Annotated in this window: 19 protein-coding genes; 17 read left to right on the top strand and 2 right to left on the bottom strand. The window is 38.8% G+C overall.

The features are described from left to right. Window positions 1-3: 3 nt before the first annotated feature. Window positions 4-1,116, bottom strand: a complete 1,113-nt coding sequence (locus AACZ73_RS15205) for a hypothetical protein (protein ID WP_339879137.1) — start codon at window positions 1,114-1,116, stop codon at window positions 4-6. Between the two features lie 131 nt (window positions 1,117-1,247). Between AACZ73_RS15205 and AACZ73_RS15200 the strand changes: the two genes are divergently transcribed. After that, window positions 1,248-1,370, top strand: coding sequence for a hypothetical protein (locus tag AACZ73_RS15200; protein WP_339879136.1), 123 nt, complete (start codon window positions 1,248-1,250; stop codon window positions 1,368-1,370). A gap of 30 nt (window positions 1,371-1,400) precedes the next feature. Here AACZ73_RS15200 and AACZ73_RS15195 read toward each other — a convergent pair whose 3' ends face one another. Continuing rightward, complete coding sequence (locus tag AACZ73_RS15195; protein WP_339879135.1) at window positions 1,401-5,516, bottom strand: two-component regulator propeller domain-containing protein; 4,116 nt, start codon at window positions 5,514-5,516, stop codon at window positions 1,401-1,403. Between the two features lie 536 nt (window positions 5,517-6,052). On the opposite strand from AACZ73_RS15195, the gene AACZ73_RS15190 reads away from it, so the two are divergent. The 16 genes from AACZ73_RS15190 (at window position 6,053) to AACZ73_RS15115 (ending at window position 22,192) form a co-directional block, all read left to right on the top strand. Then, window positions 6,053-7,300 (top strand): glycoside hydrolase family 76 protein, encoded by a 1,248-nt coding sequence (locus tag AACZ73_RS15190; protein WP_339879134.1) that lies wholly within the window; start codon window positions 6,053-6,055, stop codon window positions 7,298-7,300. A gap of 74 nt (window positions 7,301-7,374) precedes the next feature. After that, a complete protein-coding gene (locus tag AACZ73_RS15185; RefSeq protein ID WP_339879133.1) occupies window positions 7,375-7,929 on the top strand; it encodes a hypothetical protein in 555 nt (184 codons plus the stop codon). A gap of 9 nt (window positions 7,930-7,938) precedes the next feature. Then, entirely contained in the window at window positions 7,939-8,283 is a 345-nt protein-coding gene (locus AACZ73_RS15180; RefSeq protein WP_339879131.1) for an AraC family transcriptional regulator, read from the top strand. A gap of 675 nt (window positions 8,284-8,958) precedes the next feature. Next, window positions 8,959-10,140 carry an efflux RND transporter periplasmic adaptor subunit gene (locus tag AACZ73_RS15175; protein ID WP_339879129.1) on the top strand — a complete coding sequence of 394 codons (1,182 nt, stop codon included), beginning with the start codon at window positions 8,959-8,961 and terminating at the stop codon, window positions 10,138-10,140. Between the two features lie 127 nt (window positions 10,141-10,267). Continuing rightward, a complete protein-coding gene (locus AACZ73_RS15170) occupies window positions 10,268-13,435 on the top strand; it encodes a multidrug efflux RND transporter permease subunit (protein WP_339879127.1) in 3,168 nt (1,055 codons plus the stop codon). A gap of 28 nt (window positions 13,436-13,463) precedes the next feature. Next, on the top strand, window positions 13,464-14,939 hold the full coding sequence (locus AACZ73_RS15165; protein WP_339879126.1) for a TolC family protein: 1,476 nt from the start codon (window positions 13,464-13,466) through the stop codon (window positions 14,937-14,939). Window positions 14,940-15,179: 240 nt separating this feature from the next. Beyond that, on the top strand, window positions 15,180-16,070 hold the full coding sequence (locus tag AACZ73_RS15160; RefSeq protein ID WP_339879125.1) for a helix-turn-helix domain-containing protein: 891 nt from the start codon (window positions 15,180-15,182) through the stop codon (window positions 16,068-16,070). A 120-nt stretch (window positions 16,071-16,190) separates the two neighbouring features. Then, window positions 16,191-16,853 carry an SDR family NAD(P)-dependent oxidoreductase gene (locus AACZ73_RS15155; protein WP_339879124.1) on the top strand — a complete coding sequence of 221 codons (663 nt, stop codon included), beginning with the start codon at window positions 16,191-16,193 and terminating at the stop codon, window positions 16,851-16,853. 225 nt (window positions 16,854-17,078) lie between these two features. After that, window positions 17,079-17,969, top strand: a complete 891-nt coding sequence (locus AACZ73_RS15150) for a glycerophosphodiester phosphodiesterase family protein (protein ID WP_339879122.1) — start codon at window positions 17,079-17,081, stop codon at window positions 17,967-17,969. 380 nt (window positions 17,970-18,349) lie between these two features. Next, complete coding sequence (locus AACZ73_RS15145) at window positions 18,350-18,718, top strand: hypothetical protein (protein ID WP_339879120.1); 369 nt, start codon at window positions 18,350-18,352, stop codon at window positions 18,716-18,718. A gap of 149 nt (window positions 18,719-18,867) precedes the next feature. Beyond that, a complete protein-coding gene (locus AACZ73_RS15140) occupies window positions 18,868-19,629 on the top strand; it encodes a hypothetical protein (protein ID WP_339879119.1) in 762 nt (253 codons plus the stop codon). 47 nt (window positions 19,630-19,676) lie between these two features. Next, entirely contained in the window at window positions 19,677-20,024 is a 348-nt protein-coding gene (locus tag AACZ73_RS15135; RefSeq protein WP_339879117.1) for a hypothetical protein, read from the top strand. Between the two features lie 126 nt (window positions 20,025-20,150). Next, complete coding sequence (locus AACZ73_RS15130; RefSeq protein ID WP_339879115.1) at window positions 20,151-20,876, top strand: hypothetical protein; 726 nt, start codon at window positions 20,151-20,153, stop codon at window positions 20,874-20,876. A gap of 147 nt (window positions 20,877-21,023) precedes the next feature. Then, on the top strand, window positions 21,024-21,263 hold the full coding sequence (locus tag AACZ73_RS15125) for a cytoplasmic protein (RefSeq protein ID WP_339879113.1): 240 nt from the start codon (window positions 21,024-21,026) through the stop codon (window positions 21,261-21,263). Beyond that, window positions 21,264-21,512 carry a restriction endonuclease gene (locus AACZ73_RS15120; RefSeq protein WP_339879112.1) on the top strand — a complete coding sequence of 83 codons (249 nt, stop codon included), beginning with the start codon at window positions 21,264-21,266 and terminating at the stop codon, window positions 21,510-21,512. Between the two features lie 86 nt (window positions 21,513-21,598). Then, entirely contained in the window at window positions 21,599-22,192 is a 594-nt protein-coding gene (locus AACZ73_RS15115; protein WP_339879111.1) for a hypothetical protein, read from the top strand. Window positions 22,193-22,260 lie beyond the last annotated feature (68 nt).

Genomic DNA, 22,260 nt, shown 5'->3' with positions numbered 1-22,260 from the left:
TCATTAAGAAGCGCATCTAGCGACTTCGCCAAAGAAATGGGAGGAATCGATGTTGTTTTTCGCAGTTTCCATGATTTTCGCTTTTACTTTTTCGGAACCCTGTTTTCTGCATATGTATATTAACATTTCTGACTTGAAGTGGTCACTGTCTATACTTTGTACGCCATCCAGAAGAATCAAAGCTCGAGCTTCACTCATGTTTCCTTTATCTGCAGCGGTCTTTAAAAGTTCATTTTTGAAATGGTCTGAATCTATTGCTGGTACCAGTTCATTCACTAGAAATTTCAATTCCTGATCCGAAAGCTTACTGAATGAAATGGTTTTGGCGATTTCAGTTTTGAAATGATCACTGTCCACCATTTTAATTAATCTGATGGACTCCAGTCCTTTGCCCTCCATTACATTAGTTTTGAAAATTGGCTTCAGAAGTTCTGTTTTGAAATGATCAGAATCCAAGGCACTAACTGCTTTATTCAACTGGTTGATATCTTTAAAATAGCCGGGATTGACGGATTTGTATACTTCCAGTTGGTAATGATCAGAATCGATTTGAGCTGTAGTTTTATCTATGCAGGCGGAGATTTCAGATGGACTTAGATCCTTCTTCATTAACAATCCAAGATAAGTTGATTTGATATAATCCCCTTTCAATTGATCCACTTTGGCTAGCACGGCTTTGGCACCTCCGTTTGCATACATTCTGTCCACCCGATTTTCGGCTCCAAAAGTTGTGGTATTCATCAGTTCAGGAAGCATTTCTGCTAGCCAGGCTTTCCCATCCGGATCAAATGGCTTGCTTCTTCCGCCTTCTTTGTAATCGTGCTCTAGGCCCGAACCGTCGTTTTTGATTGTAATGGATCGGGAGTTGCCAAAGATGGTCTTTTCGATTTTAAAACTACCTCCCGGAGAAATGCTGGAGATTGATTTTTCATCATTGCTGATTTCAATCTTACCGTTCGATTCTATTTTTAGTTTTTGGTTGTCGTCTTTATAGACAAAATTAATGCTGTTGGTTGTCCTGCTGGTGGAAGTGCTGATAGTTTGGGCTTGGAGCAATTGCATCGAGGCAAGTAGAACCAACAGAGTCCAAAGTAAGTGGGATTTTGAAGTATTCATAGTTTAATTGTGTGTTTCTAAGTTATACTTCAAAGATGTCAGATGGTAGGTTGGCTTAAAAATGAAAAGTAATCAACTGTAGTATTTTTGGAGTGAACCGTAATATAAATGACTTGAAAAATTGGTGCCTAATGAGAATTCTCGATTTGAATGATCTACAAAAGAGATCTAACGTATTGAATATCCCATTTGACTACAAGAACCTGATCAATACAGGGCATCCGGTAATAGGATTGGCGCGCTCAGAGAGATAAGTAAAATATCCACCTTATCACCGCTTTCATTTACTTTTGCTCCTGATGTTGTCTTAATTCCTGCATGTATTGTAGAGGAGATTTTCCATATTTCTTTTTGAAAACTTTGGAAAAATTGGAGCTGCTTTGTAAGCCGATTCGCTCTACCACCTTGTTTAAAGGAATATCCTCGTGAGTCATGATGTGAATCGCTTTTTTGAGGCGGATGGTTCGGATAAAATCCCCTACGGATTGATCTGTAATGCTTTTGATCTTTTGATAAAGCTTAGTACGGCTTATATACAGGTGTTTACATAAGAAATCTACATCTAAATTCGTATCCTCAATGTTCTCCTCAATCAGTTTCAGAAGCGTCTCAAAGAAGGATTTGTCCTTTTCCGACTGGACTAGTTCGGTGGCTTCCGAAAGGTAATCATTGGTGTACTTAAGTTTCAATTTTGCGCTTTGTTCGAAAATGTTGTGAACTGTTAGCAGAAGCAAATCAATACTTAATGGCTTTGCAAAATAGTAATCAGCACCCGATTCCATCCCTTCAATTTTTGTTGCCAAGGCATCTTTGGCTGAGAGAATTATAAACGGAACATGACTGGTTTCAAATCTCTCTTTCACGGCCTTACAAAACTCTATTCCATTCATTCCAGACATCATCACATCACTTATGATAAGGTCAGGAACTTTCTCAATCGCTATCTCCAATGCAGCTTGGCCGTCCTCAGCTTGATAAATGGTGTAATTTTCTTCAAAAGTCTGTGTTAAAAAAGTTCTCAACTCCTGATTGTCCTCTGCAATTAGAATTTGCTTTTGGCCAAATGAAGATGTTGGAATATCTATTTTACCAGGGGCTTTCACTGGTATAAGTTCAGAAAGGTCAACCGTTTCCAACCCCGGATTTTGTTCTTTACCAACTTCTTTTCTTTCCGATTTAGTGTAGTTTTCTTCACCGAAAGGAATTCCGATGATGATCTCAGTTCCTTCATCACGCTCGCTATAGATGTATATATCTCCTTTGTGTAGTTGAGTGAGGCTTTTTACCAGTGCCAACCCAACACCAGAACCAAGATGATCTTGACTAATTCTATAAAAACGATCAAAAATTTGTGTTATGGAATCGCTAGAAATACCGACTCCTGTATCCGCTACCCGAAAATAAAGGTATTCATGGGCACGGTGTGATTCATTCTGCAAATTGAATCCGGCGGAGAAAGTAGGAATAAAGCTTTCTAAATCCTTAAAAATTTCAAAGTAAACCTTGCCTTCAGCGTCCGTGTATTTAAAGGAATTATTTAACAGGTTAAGGAGGATTTTTTCAAGAATCTGCGTGTCAAAGAAGCCTTTTACAGGTTGATTTAAATTTTTTCTGGTGTGATCAATGAATTGAAAATCAATGCCTTTTGCTGTTGCGATGGGTTGGAATTCTGTGACTAGATCCTGGCAAAACTGGGTGATGTCCAATCGCTGAACTTGTAATTTGATCATGCTTTCTGCCACCTTTCTAAAATTCATCAGCTCACTGATCAAGTTAAAAAGCCTTTTCGCATTTCGTAACATCAGTTGATATGAATTATCCACTGCTCCATTTCGATTCTGTCGAATCAAATTTTCCAGTGGGCCTAGGATGAGGGTCAGAGGAGTTCTAAACTCATGCGAAATATTGGTGAAAAATGTAAGTTGCTGCTGATAGAGTTCTTCCCGTTGTGAATACAATTCCTCGCGCTTTTTTTCTTTTACCTTTCGAACTTCCATTTCTCTTTTCAGGCGATACCATCTCGCCTGATAAATGTAAATTCCCAAAATAACTGAAATGACTAACAGCGCATACATGACTTTTGCAAGGGTGGATTTCCACCAAGGAGGCATGATCGCAATGTTTATTTCTGCCCTATTTTCACTCCATATCCCATCATTATTAGTAGCCTCTACTAACAGTTTATAACTTTTGTAATCCAGGTTGCTATAGGCTGCAGTAGGCCGCCTTCCATCGGTGTAATTCCATTCATTGTCAAAACCGATCAATTTGTAGCGATATTCACATTTCAGAGGATTGGCGAAATGCATGGCAGAGATGGTGATCACAAAATTGTTCTGCAAGTGATTTAGCTCGATTTCATTACTGTATCCTATCGCCTCCTTAAGGTAGTTTTGCGCCGAATCTCTTTCATAGTAATGAGGTCTCTTATTGTTGATCAGGATATCAGTGAGAATGGGCTTGGCATCAATGGTATTGGGTTTGATCTGCTCTGGGTAAAAGTAATTCAGTCCATTTACCCCTCCGAAATACAGTCTTCCATCAGCTCCTCTTTCTGATACTCCTACCTTGAAGCTATTGCCTTGTAGTCCATCATCTTTATTATACCTGATAATTTTCTGCGTTTCTGGATTTAAATGAAGCAGTCCATTTCCACCCATCCAGACGTCCCCGTTTTTATCAATTTCTACACTTTCTATATCATTGTAATCTCCGGATTGGTTACCAAAAGAGGTGAACGCATAGGAATTGTCCTTGATATCCAATGAAAGCTTGTTAAATCCACTTCCTATTGTACCAACCCAATAGATGCTGTCATTCTCGCGGGTGAGCGCTGTCACATAATCAGAATTTATGGAGCCTTTCTCTGCTGAAGCATTGTAATTAAAAGTTTGTGTAATATTTCCTTCACTGTCAACGAGGATCCGCTTCAAACCATGCCTGCTGGAAACAAACAATTGAGGCTTCGAAGGGTCGGGTAAAATGAAATAACCTTCGGTATATATCTTGACAGAATATTGACCTTTTGCATTTTTCCAGATCACACCAAAATTATCCAAGTTGCCAAACCAGATGTTGCCAAAATAGTCTTTGGCGAGTGTACTAACATAGAAGTTTGGGAATTCATCATAACCAGGCGGATACAAAAGCTTTTTCCGATCCGGGCTTAAAATTTCAATTCCTGTCCTACTGCCAATCCATAGGTTATGATCTTCGTCAAGAGTCAAGGCTGTAATTTCATCATCCTTGAGCGTGACTGGGTTACTTTTTGTGTTTAAAAAAGAGAATTGCTTAGTCTTTAAATTATAAAGATTTAATCCCTGAGCATAGGTCCCGATCCACAAGTCATCACCATCTTCAAGAATAGTCCTTACATTGTTTCCGCTTAGGGAGTTAAGCTGCCCAGAATTATGTTTTAAAGTGTAAAAAAGCTTTTGATTCAGATCTAAATAATTTAACCCCCCACTGGAAGTTCCTATCCAAAGGCAATCCGAGCGATCGATAAATGAGCTTAATGCTAAATTGGAATTAAGACTATTAGGAGTGTTTTGTTGATCTATTTTTTGGATAAAATTCAACTGAGAATCCAGTCTTGTCAGACCATCTCCAGTGTTAATCCAGTAATCCCCATTTTTGCCTACTGAAATAACCTGAACCGATTCCGCACCAGCGATGGAATACTGTTTTTTCACAGCAAAAACAGGCGAATCGTTGGTTTTAGACAACTCTTGATTTGCGAGAAAAACATTTGTTCCGGATGCTAGAAGGACATTGTTTTGGTTGTCAAAGAAGACCTTTGATAATTGCAGGTCTGGCAAACCAGTCACGGGAACTCGGATGAATTCAAGATTCTCATCCAATCGCCAAAGCCCTGTATTACTCGCAAAATGAAGTATGCCTTGTTTATCAGCTTGCATGTCAAAAATCTGTATGCCTTCGGGCAAACTTATTTTTTGCTCTTCAAGAATACTTCCTTTAATCCTGAAGATCTTAAAAGAATTATCCAGATATCCATAAACAAGATCACCCGCAGGCTTGTAAAAACTCCAAAATACTGGACTGGGCTGACCCTGACCCGCGCTGAAATCAGTGAATGTTTCCGTTTTGGGATTGAAGCGATGAAAACCACCCTCTGTGCTCAGCCAGATATTATCCTGTTCGTCGGGGTATATTTTTATGATGCGGTTTTTAAACGCATTTTTGATCGGTTCATTGTTGTTGTAAAATTTTCGGATCGAGTACCCATCGTATCTATCCAAACCAAAATTAGTACCTATCCAAATGTATCCTTTACCATCCTGCACTATATCATTGACATCTGTGTGGGACAGTCCTTCGTCTACCGTCAGGTAATTAAATTTATAAGGAAATGACTGGCCAAAAACCTGGCCTGACATCATATGCCATAGTAGACTTATAAATAAAATCCTCCGGGATATACGCATACTAATGGGTGTAGGGCATCTATTTATCGGCCAACGCATTTTCACAAAGTAAGAATAGGGTAATTTTTATTACTTCAAAAAGAAAGGTACTAAATGTACCAGGGTACAAAAAATGTGAATGTATGGACAAAGTTATTAGAAGGACAGATTATACCGATAGCACTGTTATTCATCAATAAATGTACGAATGGAATAAAAATATGTACATCCGCGTAATTCATCCGCTCTTTAAAAATCGGTTCTTTGGGGAGATAGATAAAGGTGATTTGTTAAAACAAAGAACTTGTTAACAGTAAGGATCTCCTGCAGATCCTTACTTTAGTTTTCTAGTCAAATCAATTTAGAGAGTAACTTAAGAAGAGAGTCGCTTCAATTTTCGCCCTAGAATATTTAGGTTAGCTGACGTTTTCATTAATGCACGAACGGATATCTGAATAGCCATGATATGACGTTATTAACCTAGAATTTCTAATCAACCAGCTTAATAAAAGATGCACAAGATCAATTTACTTATCCTTTTCTCCCTACTGTTTGTTTTTTCTTATTGTGGAACGAAGAGTGATGGCAAACAAAACCCGGACACTGACCAAAACTTAAACGAGTCGAATCTCAGCGAAGGGACGATGGATCAAGCCTATTGGGAAGATTTGGCGGAAGGCATGAGTCGCTCATTAATCAAACATTATTGGGGTGCAAACTTTGAAGGTCATGAAGACAGGTACTACTTCAATTATGGAAGTGATATGTCAAACATGACTACGAACCATTATTGGCCGCAAGCACATGCTATGGATGTGGTGGTGGATGCTTACAAACGAACTTCTGACGAATTTTATCTGGATTATTATCCACTTTGGTGGGAAGGTGCACCCAAATACAATTTTTCAGGTAGAGATGAGGATCCTTGGTGGAATGTGTTTGTGGACGACATGGAGTGGATTGTTTTGGCGCAGCTTCGTATGTATGAATCCACAGGAGATGAAAAATACTTTGCCAAAGCAAGACAAATGTACAACGACTGGATTTGGACTAACTGGGGACCGGAAGGTGAAGAGCCTTGGAATGGAGGGATTACCTGGAAAACTGATGTGGAGAAAACAAAAAATGCCTGCTCAAATGGTCCGGGTGCTCTGGTAGCTGCGAGAATCTATAGCATGTATGATAAAATAAGCGAACCTGGAAGTAAGAATAAAAAAGCCTATTTCGAAGAAGCTGTGAAGATATATTCCTGGCTGAGAGATACACTGTATGATCCTACAGAAGGGAAGGTGTACGATAATATGGATAAGAATGGCGGTATAAACAAAGCCATTTATACGTACAATCAAGGAACATTTATTGGCGCTGCCCACGAATTGTATAAGATCACAGGTGAGAAACACTATTTGGAAGACGCTATAAAGGCTTCCAATTACGTGATCGATCATATGTCTACAAACAACGGTGTCCTTTCAAATTCTACTTCCGGAGATGGCGGTTTATTTCACGGAATTTTCTTCCGGTATTTTGTCCGTCTGGTAAATGAGCCTGATCTGGATTTTGCCACGCATGAGAAATTTCATAATTACATCACCAAGTGTGCTACTGTGATGGCAGAGAATGGATTAAATAAAGAAACAATGCTTTACGGAGGAGACTGGTGGAATGCACCCGGCAATAATGACCCTGTGGCTTTGACTCCAATGCTTTCGGGATGTATGCTCGCTGAGGCTATGTGCATATTGAAGCCATTAAAATGATCAATGGATTTACTTAGACGGGATATTGCCTTTAGTTTATCTCTTGAAAAACCCTATTTACGATTAGCTTGATTATGAATGCTTATTTCCACAAAGTCCAAATTGAACAGATTAAGTCATTTAATTTTAGGAATGAAGGAATTGCAGAGTTTGGGGATTTATTCCACTTTCATCCTGAGGTAGAGTTACGCTATATAGAAAAAGGTGAGGGGATTCAATATATTGGAAATGATGTAAGTACCTTTTCGGAAGGTAGCTTGTTTTTATTGGGAGAAAGTTTACCTCATGCTTGGAGATTCAACAAGGAAAGCATCCAAAATGAGGGACATATAAATCACGCATCACAGGTTATAGAATTTTCTACCCAGTTTAGTTTACAGCTTTTGAATATCCCTGAAATACGAATCCTAAAAAGCTTATTTGATCTGGCCAAGCAAGGGCTGAAAATTGATGGATCAGCCAAGTTGAAAATAATTGATTTGCTGAAGGAGTTAAATGGAGCCACTGGCCAAAGCAGCATTTTACAACTGTTTCAAATTATTAAGGTCTTGTCAGAAACGGATGAGTTTACTATCATTTCACCAGGTTATTCATTTAGTAATATAACCCACGATCCAAAACACCAATGACTGGAAAAAGTGTTTTCATTTGTCCAGGAGCATTATAATCAAGAGATCAAATTAGATCAGGTGGCTACTTTGGCTAATTTTGGAGTGGGAGCTTTTTGTCGATTTTTTAAGTCTATTACCAATCAGACATTTTTTGAATATCTAAACAAAGTTCGGATTTCCATGGCTTGCCGGAAACTGGTGGAGAGGGATGCTTCCATTGAAATGATATGCTATGAGTGTGGTTTTAATACCCTGTCAAATTTCAATAGACTATTTAGAAGGACTACAGGAATGACACCTTCGGATTACAAAAAGGTAAATTTTAATGTGCCGGCCTACACTAGCGTATTGCATGAAAATTACATGTCCTAGTCCTGCATAGGTATTGTAATTTGCACTTTTATCTAAGGATGAAAACTCACCAAAAAATTCCGGGCAAGCATTCAACTTTTTCTTATAACTCAGAGCTATAGGGGAGTTGCACCAAGGTTTATAAAAGTAGTCCAACAGCTTTCCTTCCTTAAGATCACTATCATTTGTTGCTTAGTTAGGGTTAGCAAAATCTATTTGAATGTTTGACAGTGTCCATTGAGGAGGTTATTGTTATTTGTATATACTAGAGTATGCTATTTATATTTTTGCAGAAAATGGACATTCTAGCTTTTTAACTTCTTTTCAACCCATCGAAGAATGGTGCCTCATCTCAAAATTTCTAAAGAATCGATTTTCTAAAATAGAAAGCAGTTGGAGGCTATCTATGCTTGATTAGTACTTTAATTCAATTGTTTAAGACTCGAAGTGAGCTTTTCCATAGCTTATTTTTTCCTGAGACTATTGAAAATGCTTGTCATTTCAATGCCCATGGAGTAAGAAACCAGCATAAAAGTGCGGACTTAATATTTTGGTCATTTATGGAAATATTATGGTCATTCGAATGGGAAGAGGCGAAGTAATTTTACATCATCAAAAAAACATTTTATCTGAAGATTAGAAATTAAAAAGATCATGGAAAAATTGAATTTAAATATTAAAAAAATCGTAACGCGAATGGCAATTTTTTCGGCCGTTCTACTGATGCTATTAATAGGACTGGCCTTTACTACATCTGACGAACAAACAGAAGAGCAGACTGCGGAAACCGCACCTGCAATGCCAGTGGAAATAGGATTTCCGATACATGAGGAAATTACTGAATGGGATGAATACACGGGTAGATTCGAGGCAAGTAACCGCGTAGAAGTCCGGGCTCGGGTAAGTGGATTTATAGAAAGTGTAAACTTTGTAGATGGACAAATTGTCAAAAAGGGAGATGTTCTCTTTACTCTGGACAACAGACCCTATAAAATTGCGCTTGATCAAGCCAATGCGGATTTGGAGCAGGCCAAAGTATCGTTAAGAACTGCACAGGATAACTACGAAAGAGTAGAATCGCTGAAAGAATCTGGTGCGGTGTCCACTGAAGAATATGACCGAAGAAAACAGGCATTGGAATTTGCCAAAGCTAGCATTCAATTGTCACAGTCAAAAGTTGATAATGCAAGGTTAAATCTTGAATTCACCAAAGTGACTGCACCAATTTCAGGACTGGTAAGTAGGGATAAGGTAAACTTGGGAAATCTTATCGATGGCGGGTCTTCCAATTCCACTTTGCTAACTACAATAGTAGCGACAAGTCCAATTCATTTTTACTTCACTGGAAGTGAATCGGATTATTTAAGATATGTGCGCTTGGCTAGAAATGGTGAAAGAAGAGCAGCTCGTTCAGAAGGCATTCCTGTATTTATCAAACTTCAGGATGAGGATGATTTCACCCATGAAGCGAAAATGGATTTTGTGGATAATGAGCTGGACAACAGCACAGGTACAATAGAAAGCAGGGCCGTTTTGGAAAACAAAGATTTACTGCTGGAGCCTGGTATGTTTGGTAAGGCAAGAATCGTAGGTAGCGCTGAGCATGAGGCTATAATGATCCCTGATGACATAATTGGGACAAATCAATCTCTTCGTTTTGTCTATGTGTTGGGAGAAAATGATGTAGTAGAAGCTAGGAATGTGACCTTAGGTCCCCTGCATTCCAATGGGTTAAGGATTGTAAGGGATGGAATAAATCCTAAAGACAAACTGGTGCTGAATAATATCCAGAAAATTGCCCCAGGCACCCATGTTTCCCCGCAATTAGTTTCAATAACTACTGATACCCAAACATTAGCTACGGCTCAAGTGAAGTGATGTTCATCACTTTTTAGACAAATCCGCTAACATATAGCAATCCCCATTATTGCTCCTTATAAGCCTTTAAACAGGGTGAAAAGGAGCAACAGGGACTGCTTATTCCAAAAAATAAAATAATCATAGAATGAAATTCAGTCGAATATTTATAGACCGGCCCATTTTCGCTGCAGTATTAAGTGTACTGATAGTAATTGTGGGTGGATTGGCATACGTCAGCTTGCCAGTGTCTCAATTCCCCGACGTTGCGCCACCAACTGTTGAAGTGGTTGCGATATATCCGGGAGCTAGTGCGAAGGTGCTGTCAGAATCAGTCGCATCACCCCTTGAAAAGGAAATCAACGGTGTTGAAGGGATGATTTATATGACCTCTCAATCCACAGCAGATGGCCGTGTGGTTTTGCAAGTCGCATTTGAATTAGGAACTGACCTGGATAAGGCTCAGGTACAAGTACAAAACAGGGTAGCTATTGCGGAGCCAAGATTGCCGGAATCAGCCCGTAGGTTAGGAATAACTACCAAGAAAATTTCCCCGGATATAATGTTGGTGGTGAATCTAATTTCTCCAAACCATACTTATGATCAAACCTACATGGGAAACTACGCCACCCTTCAGTTGAAGGATGAATTGGCTAGGATAAAAGGGATAGGTGATATTCAGATTTTTGGAGCTGCAGACTACGCCATGCGTATCTGGTTGGATCCCGATAAAATAGCAAATTTTGATATGTCAGCGGGGGAAGTGGTAGCGGCTCTCCGTTCACAAAATATCCAGATTGCTAGTGGTACTTTGAACACTTTACCCTCAGGAAGTCAATCTGCATTTGAGATTAAAATCCAGACAGAAGGCAAATTGATCACTACTGAGGAATTTGAAAATGTGATCATCAAATCTGAAAGTAACGGTCGTATAGTTCAGTTAAAAGATGTGGGCCGGGTCGAACTAGGAGCGCAAAATTATGCGACCAAAGGTTATCTGGGTAAAGAACCGGCGATTGCCATGCCTATTTTCCAACAACCTGGTGGAAATGCATTGGAGACTGCTGAGGAAATCCAAAATAAAATGGAGGCACTTTCTAAGAATTTTCCAGATGATCTTGAGTACAAAATAGCATACAATCCCACTGAGTTTATTCAAAAGTCGGTAGATGAAGTTTATCATACCATTTTTGAAGCGGTGATTTTAGTGGTTTTGGTAATCTTGTTGTTCCTCCAGTCCTGGAGAGCGGCCATCATTCCCATATTGGCAATTCCTGTTTCTTTGATAGGAACCTTTGCAGTCATGCAGGGAATAGGGTTCGCTTTGAACAACCTTACGTTGTTTGGTCTTGTACTGGCAATCGGAATTGTGGTCGATGATGCCATCGTGGTGGTGGAAAATATGGAGCGGTATTTGGCCAAAGGCTTTTCACCAAAAGATGCAGCTATCAAAACCATGGATGAAGTGGGAGGTGCATTGGTAGCAATTGGTCTGGTGCTGGTAGCTGTATTTATCCCTACGGCATTTTTGGAGGGATTTTCAGGTGAGTTTTACAAACAATTTGGAGTTACCATAGCGGTAGCAACTACGATCTCGGTATTTGTATCATTGACATTGAGTCCTGCGGTAGCGGCTTTGCTGATGAGACATGAGGAGAAAAGTAGCAGCAGTAATTCATCTATGCTTTTAAGACCATTTGTTTACATAGGAAATGGTTTCAACAATTTCATGGACAGGATTTCTGAAAGCTATGGAAAAAGCGTTCAGAAACTGGTTCGGACAAGTGTACTGGTATTAGTTGTATATGGCGGGTTGGTGGCACTCACGGGTTTTGAATTCAACAGGGTTCCCAAAGGATTTATTCCCGCTATGGACCAACAGTACTTCATCACCTTGGTTCAATTGCCACCTGGCTCTTCCCTGACCAGAACTGACGCAGTGGTGAAGAAGGTGCTGGACATAGCTTTGGATATTGATGGGGTGGAAACGGCTGTTTCATTTACAGGATTTGAAGGTGCGTCTTCCACTAATGCATCCAATGCAGCAGCAGTGTTTCTAGCCTTGGAAGACTTTGATGTTCGGGTAGATAAAGGCTTGGAGTACACTGATTTGTTGGGAACAATCAATGCGAAATTGGCTCAGATAGATGATGCAATAGTATTTGTTATTCCCCCTCCTTCGGTCCGTGGAGTTGGGAACGCGGGTGGATTTAAAATGATGGTGCAGGATAGGGCCAATCTGGGTACAGATGAATTGCTAAAAGCTACCTATGCCCTGGCTGCGGCGGCTAATCAAGACCCGATATTAAGCAACGTATTCACCTTTTTTGATAATCAAACCCCACAGCTATTCCTGGATATAGATAGAGTGAAGGCAGAGAAATTAGGTGTAAATGTCGGAGACGTGTTTCAGTCTTTGGAGATTTTCATGGGGTCTGCGTTTGTGAATGAATTTAACTATTTGGGCAGAACTTTTCAGGTAACTGCTCAGGCGGATGCCCCTAACCGATTGACCCCGGATGATATCTCCCGGATTAAAGTCCGAAATGAGACCGGAGAAATGGTTCCGGTAGGGACGTTTTCAACCCAGGAAGATATTTCAGGTCCTGCCCGAATTCCCCGGTTTAATTTATATCCTGCTGCGGAATTGAATGGGGATTTTGCTCCGGGGCATAGCTCGGGAGAAGGATTGGCGAGGATGGAAGAACTGGCCAGAGAAGTCTTACCACAGGGAATATCTTTTGAATGGACAGAACTTGCCTATCAGGAAAAGCAAACAGGAGATACCGCAGCGCTTGCGTTCTTATTGGCAGTGGTTTTTGTCTTTCTTCTACTCGCGGCTCAGTTTGAAAGCTTGGTGCTTCCTCTCGTAGTAATATTAATTGTCCCGATGGTATTATTGTCCGCAATGATTGGAATTGATCTGGCAGGTCTGGATAACAACATCATGGTTCAAATAGGATTGATTGTTTTGGTGGGATTGGCTAGTAAAAACTCAATCTTGATTGTGGAATTTGCCAAGCAACTCGAGGACCAGGGAAAGGATTTGAAAACTGCGGTTATTGAGGCTTCCAAATTACGTCTTCGTCCAATTCTAATGACAGCCCTCGCGTTCATTTTGGGTGTAGTGCCTTTGGCTATTGCTACCGGGGCAGGAGCAGAACTACGTGTGGCATTGGGAATTGCGGTCTTCAGCGGAATGCTCGGAGTTACGGTTTTTGGAGTATTCCTTACGCCTGTGTTTTATTATTTGGGTAGGAAATGGTCTACAAAACCTCAAAAGGTAAACGTGCTCCGACCTTCAACCCTTAGTTGAATTGCTTTAAAAAATTAATGTAAATACAATGAAAAATCTACTAGGTATTTCAATAATAACCCTTCTTTTGATAGGGTGTAAAGTGTCCAAGCGGGATTTTGATGTGAAGTCAAATGTTGAGATTCAGGATGGATATCTAACAGTTGAAGAAGCTGACTTTGCGATAGCTAGCTCAGAACCTGTAAAGGAATGGTGGTCTGAATTTAATGACCCCATTTTGGATACACTTATCGAAAAAGCCAGAAATAATAATCTGGATATCAATTCCGCAGTGGCGAATTATTATGCCTCACGAGCCTACTTGAAGGAGTCTAAATTTGATAGATTTCCTACAGTAACTGCCAATGGGGATTATACGAAAACCCGACTTGGTGAAAATGTTTTTGTACAAGGGACTAATCCTACATTCAGTACGTATAACGGTAGCTTTGATGCCTTTTGGGAAACTGATCTGTTTGGCAGGGTTTCTAACCGTATTAAAGGAGCCTATGCTAACGAGCAACTGACCCTTAACGAAATGCAGGCAGTCTATGTAAGCATATTTTCAGAAGTAGCCTATAGCTATTTGGAACTGAGAGGAACCCAATATTTGATAGACATTGCTAACCGTAATTTAAAAGGACAGCAAGAGGCTTATGACCTAACGGTAGAATTATCAGGTTCGGGCACAAGTAATAGTCTTGATGTGGCACGAGCATTGGCCCAATTGGAAAATACCCGAGCCACCATTCCACCGCTAAGGGCAAGACTTGAAGCGCTAAAAAACGGCTTAAGTGTTTTGGTAGGAGAAGTGCCCGGTAATCTGGAACCTGACGTCTTAAATACGCAGCCACTGCCAAGTTTACCGACTTCTGTTGCGTTAGGGGATATCAATGAGATGTTAAGACGAAGACCAGATGTGCAAAGAGCAGAAGCGGAATTGCAAATTCAAATTGCAAAATATAATCTGTCGGTAGCGGAGCTTTATCCTAAAATACAATTTGGAGGGTCTGTAGGGTTCTCTGCGATAGATTTTGCAAATTTTGGAAGTAAGCAATCCTTCACTTGGACAGTGATGCCAAATATTAGTTGGGCAGCATTTAACCTGGGAAGAGTGAAGCAACAGATAAAACGCGATGATGCACTGACCTTAGCTGCATTCAACCAATATGAAAAAGCAATTTTGGTTGGGTTGGAAGAGATTAAAACTGCATTGAGTAATTACTCGAATGAATTGCAAAGAAGGGAAATCCTAAGAGTTTCCTCAGGGGCAAGTGCAGAGGCTGCCAAATTTGCAAAGCAGCGTTTTAATGCAGGGTTGGATAGTTTTCTGGATTATTTGAGTGCAGATAATACTTTACTTGTATCAGAAAACCTGCTGGCACGAAGTGAGATATCATCCGCCACCTCATTAATTGCTATTTATAAAGCATTAGGTGGAGGTTGGGAAATTATTACTGAAAATGAACTAGAGAATAAGCTTGATAAGTTAAAGATTGAGCAGGAGGCTGCCTTCGAAAAGTAGGACTCAGTTAAACTTTGTGGGAAAGGCGATAACCAGATTTGGTTACCGCCTTTCTGCATGAAATTGTTGGAATATTTTGCAGGTGGATAGTTGAGAATTCCAGGTTTCCTTGGATTTTTAACGGAATGCTATATTTAGCATGAGAGGAATGGGATGTTTTATAGAATAAGGAAACTAGTAGAAATGACTGGTGCTTTTATAGGTTTTGATCAGCCTGGAGGTGTAATTTAATTTTGTATTATGAAGAATCTTGATATTCCTGTTTTTGAATCCAGTAACGATTTACATGAAGCTATTGAGTTTCCTCATCGAACTCATATCCCAAACTTTGATATTTACACTCTGCAAAGTATGGGGCAATCTGTAAGGAAATGCATGCCACCATACAGGCAAAGATTTTTTCAAATTGCGATCATGAGTGATGTAGGGGAAAGCAAGTTGAATCTGAACACGGACTTGGTTAATCTAGATGGACTTCCTTTGATATTTGCGGTGCCCGGACAGATAGTGTCTTGGTACAGGGACAAAGAAGTTAAAGGATATCATATCCTCTTTAAAAAGGAATTTTTGAAAAATGTGGCTCCTAGTTTAATCGAGGATTTCCCGTTTCTCAAAATGACTGAAAGCAATGTCTTAATGATGACAAAAGCTGAGCACGAAACGCTATTGATAGATGCCCAAAGAATGCAGTCGGTATTTAATAACCCGCATCCTTATCAGGAGAAAATGCTTGAAGGAATGCTTCTTTCTTTTTTGTATTTCTGCAGGGCAGTTTATGAACGTCATAAGTCATCAGAACACAGTCTGACACGGGCGCAGATCATTACCCAGGAGTTTGAAACTCTTGTGGACAAAATGTATGTTGACACTAAGAATGTTAGCGAATATGCCGAGCAACTTAATATAACGCCTAATTATCTGACGACAATGGTAAAAAGCCTTACCGGTAAAAGCGCTAAGGACATTATTCATGAAAGGGTTTTACTGGAGAGTAAAAGTCTGTTGAAATATTCCGGGCTGGACGTTGCTGAAATAGCATATAGGCTTAATTTTCAGGAACCTACCCACTTTACAAGGTTCTTTAAAAAACTAAGTGGAGTGACACCCAACAAATTCCGGCAACAATCATGAGGTCAGATATCTTGATTCACCTAAACAGTTTAATCTCACTGTTTTGGTCATTAATATTACGATAGTGGTTCTTTTTTGAGTAAGCAGTGGAGTAAATTTGAATGTTTAAAAAACAAGGTTATGGAACAGGACAGAGTAGCGGTTATTACAGAATCTGGCAATGGTTTAGCAGAATCATTTGCCAATATTTTATTAGCCAATAAGTACACGGTAATCCTAGCCGCCAGCGAAAAGAGCTATGATATTCTTTCCAAAGGAGAGAATATTTCAAAAAAATACGAATTAATTGAAGTTGATTTTAAGTCCGAAGAAAGCCTTTCACAATTAGAAGCTTTTATTAGTTCACGTTATGGACACTTGGATCTTTTGGTCAACAACGCGGAAATAGCGAATGGATTTGGTCAAAAAATTGATCAGATCAAATTGGAGGAAGTAAGGGAGCTGTATGAAGTGAATTTATTTTCTGTGATCAAGCTCATTCAGTTGTTGAAGCCATTACTTGAAAAGAGCGATGATCCAAGCATTATCAATATTTCCAGCTCGATGGGAGACATCAATAAAATGAGTGACCAGGAATTCTGCTACTCAGATTATTGTATGACTGCCTATGCTTCCTCAAAAGCTGCACTGGAAATGTACACTCATTTGCAAGGCAAAGAATTCAAATCTTCAAAGATTTACATAACCACCTTTGATCCCATTGTCCCAAATAACTGCACGCATAATTCAGTGAAAATCTGCGATGGCATTGAAAGCGAATTTATTTCCTTGATAAAAAAATAAATCGTCCGATTCGGTTGGGGGTATAATTTGCTGACCTGGTGAAGTATTTTTTGAAATAGGCGGTTGTAACAAGCTATGCTATTATCGATTAGCTAAGATTGACGTTAATTTAAAGTCTGGATAATATCTTGTTTATATAGGGAGGTTTATTTTGGACTTTAAAAATGGAATAAGGAATACTTGCCGAAGGTCCCTGACTCTCATTTTCAAATCTAATTTTAGCTAATGCAGATATTAAAAAGCCTTCCCCTCCTTTTCTTAATTCTGAATCTATCCGTGGATGTTTTGGGGCAGGATAAGTCCGACCGAATCCACCATTATTTGAATTTTAACTCGGCAAAAGACCTTCAGGAATTTTTTAGCTATAAGAAAGATGATATGCCATTGATTAGTGGGCATCGAGGTGGGAGTGAACCTGGATTTCCTGAAAACAGCATTGAGTCTTTTGAAAATGTATTGCAGTACACTCCAGCATTTTTTGAAATAGATCCCAGACTCACAAAGGATAGTGTGATTGTTCTGATGCATGATGCTACGTTGGAAAGGACAAGTAATGGAGTTGGCAACTTAAATGAATTGACCTGGGAAAAGGTGAAAAAACTGAATTTAAAAGATGCAGACGGGCATATCATGCCCTTTCAGATTCCAACCCTAGAAGATGTGATTGAGTGGAGTAAAGGCAAAACCATCGTTAATTTGGACCACAAAGATGTTCCTATGCAACTGACTGCGGATCTGGTGATAAGGCTAGATGCATTTGACCATGTGATGATTACTGTCCATAAGCCTTCTGAAGCCAGATTTTATCTGGATCAGCACCCGGATTTTATGTTCTCCGCATTCATCATGAGTTTGGAGGAATTTCAGGCCTATGAAGAAGAAAAGATTCCATGGGATCATCTTATGGCCTACGTGGGTTCACTCAGTAAACCGGAAAATATGAAGCTGTACGAAAAACTCCATTCAAAAGGAGTTAAAGTGATGGTTTCAGCCGCACCGTCCTATGACAAGATGGAAGCGGGTGAGGAACAAGACGAGGCATATAGAAAGGTTTTTATAGACGGGGCAGATGTGGAGTCTGATTATCCCATTCGCGTGGCGAAAGCTATCCAGTAATTTTTTTTACTTTATATTCCTTAAAAGAGGAAAGTGAACAGTTAAATGCATTGAAACTGTGGAGAAAAGCAACTCCAATTTCTAGGCGACAGTGCATACCCTTCGTCGTAGTTTTGCCACCAATTTATTGCAGAAGGTACCAATCTGCGCTGTGGAGAGTTACTACTGGGACATGAGAGAAATAAGACAACGGAAATCTACACTCAAATTCTTTCAATTTTGAATAAAAATATTCTAAGCCCACTAGATGGGATCGACGAAATTCTTAATTTGGTCAAAATAGTATCCTGAAACCCTGTGTACAATTGCGATATAGACGCAATAGGGTAGGGGTAATGCTGTAACCACAAGTGTTAGTGGCAATTTTATAAATATCAAATATGAGACATGCAATTCTAGTTATTGCTCTTATAATGAGTTCTTGTGATTATGCTTTAGAGCAAAAAGTATTAGTGCTAGATAGAAAAAGTGAAAATCCAATAGAAAATGCTAGGATTGACATTGAAGGTTATAATTGTATCACCGACTCAACAGGGTTTTGTGAAATTAGAGAAATAACAGGTCTTCTTTCTGACCGAACAATTCTTGTAACTAAGGAGGGTTTTTTAACATTTGAAATTCAAATAATCAGAGAAAGAAACGAATGGCAATATTTCCACAAAATTGATTCAACATATAAACCAGTTAACAGTTTTGGGATAAAATCTGATACACTCATAGTCTATTTAGAGGAGGGTAGGATAAACTGATGCTAACAAGGCATATAGCTTATGACGGGTGAATATCTGCCGGCAAGGCTTTCCCTCTATAACCAGATTTGGTTTCGTTGGACAGGACAGTGCTTCGAAACCGCCACAAGCCATATGCAAACCGTTGTAGCCAATGAAAAAAGACACGAATGAGCAAAGATGATTGGTATAGAAACACGGATTGGAACGACCAAATCGAATCCGAATTTGAAGCTCGACTGAATCGTTCACGTGGAAACTATTATAAAGCTCAATATTTAAGAATTCAAGCCGGCTACCTGCTATACTCTTCAAAGACTGAAAATCAGAAAAAAGGAATTCAGCTTATGGGAAGAGTCATTAATGATTATCCCGAAGAAACTTTTAGTACAATACACGGAAACGAACAACTTGGCGACTATTACCTGAAAAACGGAGATTATGAACAAGCTGAAAAGTATTTTAGAATTGTAACCGACCATTATCACTCGAACACGCGTAGCGGCACAACTGGACTGGCAGATTTGAAATTAAGCGAAACCGTTTTGCTTTCTGACCAAGAAGACAAATTTCAAGAAGCTTATGAACTGTCGACCATAAAATTTAACCAGAAAGGTGGCGATTTGGGACTCAATGACCAAAAATTCTACTATGCCACATTAATGGCAAACTTGTGCTTAAGAATGGGAAAAACTGAAGAAGCTTCGGAATACGCCAATTCAGCTTTGAAACTTTCGACAATAACAGAACCTCAATTCAGTCGACATAAGACCGTTGGAATTATTAAGGCAGACAAGAACACAATTGAAAGACTGAAAAAAATAAATGAAAAATCACTGGCTACAACAACACCTATAAGCAAGCGGGCGAACAGTGGTAAACGAAACAGTAGTACATTTAATAAACTTTGGTCCCGGCTGACAGGAAAGTAGCTTTTAAAGCCCGCCTGTTCATAGCCAAGACGTTAGCCCTAATTTTAATGAAACTAATAGATTTACATACTCTTTTAGACGAACACTCCAGACTATTAGATTTGGCAACCATAGCTGAAGAAAATTGCAAGCGGCTTTTAGAAGAAGAAACTAGGGACAGTCAGAACGAGTGGAATGAATTTGGGATAAATAACTTGATATTTCGACTGATTGAGCAAGTATTTGTATTTAACCACATTCTATGGCAAACACCGCACATCAGAACAAAAATTGGAATCTACATTAAAGACCCCGATAAGATTCATTTCATGGACTTGGAACAAGTAGGTTATTATCAGCTCGACACCATAGAAGACGGCGAGGCCATTGATGATTGGCTTGTCTATGAAAAGTAAGTGGTACTTAAAAAAAACTAGGGCTAACAAGGCATAAACGTCAGCCTTCGGCCGACGGCCTCGCCCGTCGTTTATACTAGACGTTGTAAGCCATTTTGAAAAACCACACAGCACACAGATTAGCAAATGAATTGGTTTGATAAAATAAAGAAAAAGATAGAGAAAATTGACGGTAGTCGAGATTTGAAACGTGGTGAGATTAAGACTGTCTTGATTGATAATTTCAAGCAGCAAATTCCTGACTTTCCGTTTCTGGATTATAAAAATGGTGTTTATTTTTTTGAGCGTATTCGGAGTATTGACAACTATAAAATCTATGAAACGCTTCACTTGTCTTTTGGATTAAAGGATAAAAATTTTTCATGTTCAGTTTCTTCGACTCTAAATCCCACTTATAGATACGTTGGAACTTATAATAGCGGGATTTTGACCCAACATGTGGATTTGATTGTACTCAAAAAGAATAAAGGAAGTATTCCGATTGAAGAAGCCTACTATTTTCATAACGGCAAAATTGACACTACTACCAATATTGTAAAGACTATTGTTGATGATTACAAACAATTTGGATTACGATTTCTTGACAAAAGGTATAATGACTTATTTGATAATAAAATTTTCGATAAAGGATTACGCCTATTAGAGAATATTACAATTGATAAAACAGTACTTAAGGAGCAAATCGAAAAGGAACTTAAACAAGTAGATTATGTATCGAGTAGATTGAAAAATAGTGTATACTTGGACATGAAAGAACAATTACAAGCAGTTCCAAAACAGGATAAAGATTTGAGACAAAAGATACCAGGATTTGCTTATTCTTTATTGGAATATTATTGGGAAAATGAATAAAAAACGGCTTACAACACACAATATAAAACAGTTGGGGTTCAGTGGTTTGCGAGGGTTTGGTTCTCGCATCGGCATTCTTGTCGGTGGACAAGAACGCACTCCGAAAACCCAACCGTTTCATATTGTCAAACGTTGTGAGTAAATAGGATGGAAATTAAAAAGGCATCAAAATATTCAATTTACAATATGGCTGAATTGGCCAATTCAAACCTTGCTGGGTGCTACTATTGCAAGTCAATTTTTAATGCAATTGAAATCAAAGAAACCGCTGATGATGGGAAAACAGCGTTATGTCCTAAATGTGGTATTGATAGCGTACTTCCCGAATCTTCGCCTTTTAAACTTAATTCTGAAACATTGTCTGCTGTTAACAAATATTGGTTCTAAATGAAGATTACCAAGACAACAAATCCAATTCATTTTGGAGACTTAGAACCTATGAGGTTTGAAGACTTGGCTTTTAATTTACTTTATCGACAAAATAAATGGCATTCCATTAATCATCTTGGACGTTCTGGTAATGATGGTGGAATCGATATTGAGGGAACTGAAATAGATTCTCAGACAGAGTTAAAAAAATGGATTGTACAATGTAAAAGGTATAAATCATTTAGTCTAAAGAAGCTGAATCGGTAATTGAGGGTCTGAAAACAATATATCCTTCGAACAACAATTTTTTACTCATTATTTCATGCCCCTTTAGTAAAACTGGACATGATAGATTGAAAAAACTAAAAGAAAAACTCAACATTGAGGAATTGCAAGTATGGACTAACTCAAACCTTGAAGCAGAGCTTTACCATAATCATCCAGACCTTTTAAACATTTACTTCGGAATTGCCATCGGAACTTCATTCGATTTAAGACTTGAATTGATTGAAAAAAGGAAAAAGATCAGAAATGATTTGAAAAAAGAACTTTTAAAGGAATTTGATTCATCTAAACCAATTATTGGACCGCATAGATTTCATCACAGAAAATTTATTGTTCGCTCAGTAATGGACGATGATCATGAAACTTACCAAGACAACTTTGGGTGGTATAGTTATTTTGGAGTACAACCACATTATATCGGGGATTTTGGTATAACTGTAAACCTAGAATTTGATTATGGCTATTTCAATGAAAAACAAGAATTCGTTAGGTCAGGGAATGTGGTGGAAAAAGATCGAAAAACTATCATTAAGAGAGCACACCTTCCGTATGAAAATATTCTAACTTATGATTTAGATAATGATGAATGCAGACCTATGTTTTATTGTATTTACAAAGGAGAAAAAGGTCCATTTGATAAAATTGAATGGGAAATTGAATAAAAACTCATAACACTGTGTTCCATGAATAATCAAAAGTTCATTTTCTAGCATTTTTTCTTTGTTTTGGC

It is taken from the genome of uncultured Algoriphagus sp. (assembly GCF_963974835.1).
Classification (GTDB): domain Bacteria; phylum Bacteroidota; class Bacteroidia; order Cytophagales; family Cyclobacteriaceae; genus Algoriphagus.
This window is presented reverse-complemented; position numbering and strand designations above follow the sequence as displayed.

Excerpts from the sequence above, each read along its gene's own strand:
- AACZ73_RS15195 (WP_339879135.1), bottom strand. The coding sequence starts at position 5,516 with ATGATGTCAGGCCAGGTTTTTGGCCAGTCATTTCCTTATAAATTTAAT.
- AACZ73_RS15140 (WP_339879119.1), top strand. The coding sequence starts at position 18,868 with ATGAGCAAAGATGATTGGTATAGAAACACGGATTGGAACGACCAAATC.
- AACZ73_RS15125 (WP_339879113.1), top strand. The coding sequence starts at position 21,024 with ATGGAAATTAAAAAGGCATCAAAATATTCAATTTACAATATGGCTGAA.
- AACZ73_RS15145 (WP_339879120.1), top strand. The coding sequence starts at position 18,350 with ATGAGACATGCAATTCTAGTTATTGCTCTTATAATGAGTTCTTGTGAT.
- AACZ73_RS15135 (WP_339879117.1), top strand. The coding sequence starts at position 19,677 with ATGAAACTAATAGATTTACATACTCTTTTAGACGAACACTCCAGACTA.
- AACZ73_RS15205 (WP_339879137.1), bottom strand. The coding sequence starts at position 1,116 with ATGAATACTTCAAAATCCCACTTACTTTGGACTCTGTTGGTTCTACTT.
- AACZ73_RS15185 (WP_339879133.1), top strand. The coding sequence starts at position 7,375 with ATGAATGCTTATTTCCACAAAGTCCAAATTGAACAGATTAAGTCATTT.
- AACZ73_RS15130 (WP_339879115.1), top strand. The coding sequence starts at position 20,151 with ATGAATTGGTTTGATAAAATAAAGAAAAAGATAGAGAAAATTGACGGT.
- AACZ73_RS15170 (WP_339879127.1), top strand. The coding sequence starts at position 10,268 with ATGAAATTCAGTCGAATATTTATAGACCGGCCCATTTTCGCTGCAGTA.
- AACZ73_RS15200 (WP_339879136.1), top strand. The coding sequence starts at position 1,248 with ATGAGAATTCTCGATTTGAATGATCTACAAAAGAGATCTAACGTATTG.
- AACZ73_RS15150 (WP_339879122.1), top strand. The coding sequence starts at position 17,079 with ATGCAGATATTAAAAAGCCTTCCCCTCCTTTTCTTAATTCTGAATCTA.
- AACZ73_RS15165 (WP_339879126.1), top strand. The coding sequence starts at position 13,464 with ATGAAAAATCTACTAGGTATTTCAATAATAACCCTTCTTTTGATAGGG.
- AACZ73_RS15160 (WP_339879125.1), top strand. The coding sequence starts at position 15,180 with ATGAAGAATCTTGATATTCCTGTTTTTGAATCCAGTAACGATTTACAT.
- AACZ73_RS15120 (WP_339879112.1), top strand. The coding sequence starts at position 21,264 with ATGAAGATTACCAAGACAACAAATCCAATTCATTTTGGAGACTTAGAA.
- AACZ73_RS15190 (WP_339879134.1), top strand. The coding sequence starts at position 6,053 with ATGCACAAGATCAATTTACTTATCCTTTTCTCCCTACTGTTTGTTTTT.
- AACZ73_RS15175 (WP_339879129.1), top strand. The coding sequence starts at position 8,959 with ATGGCAATTTTTTCGGCCGTTCTACTGATGCTATTAATAGGACTGGCC.
- AACZ73_RS15155 (WP_339879124.1), top strand. The coding sequence starts at position 16,191 with ATGGAACAGGACAGAGTAGCGGTTATTACAGAATCTGGCAATGGTTTA.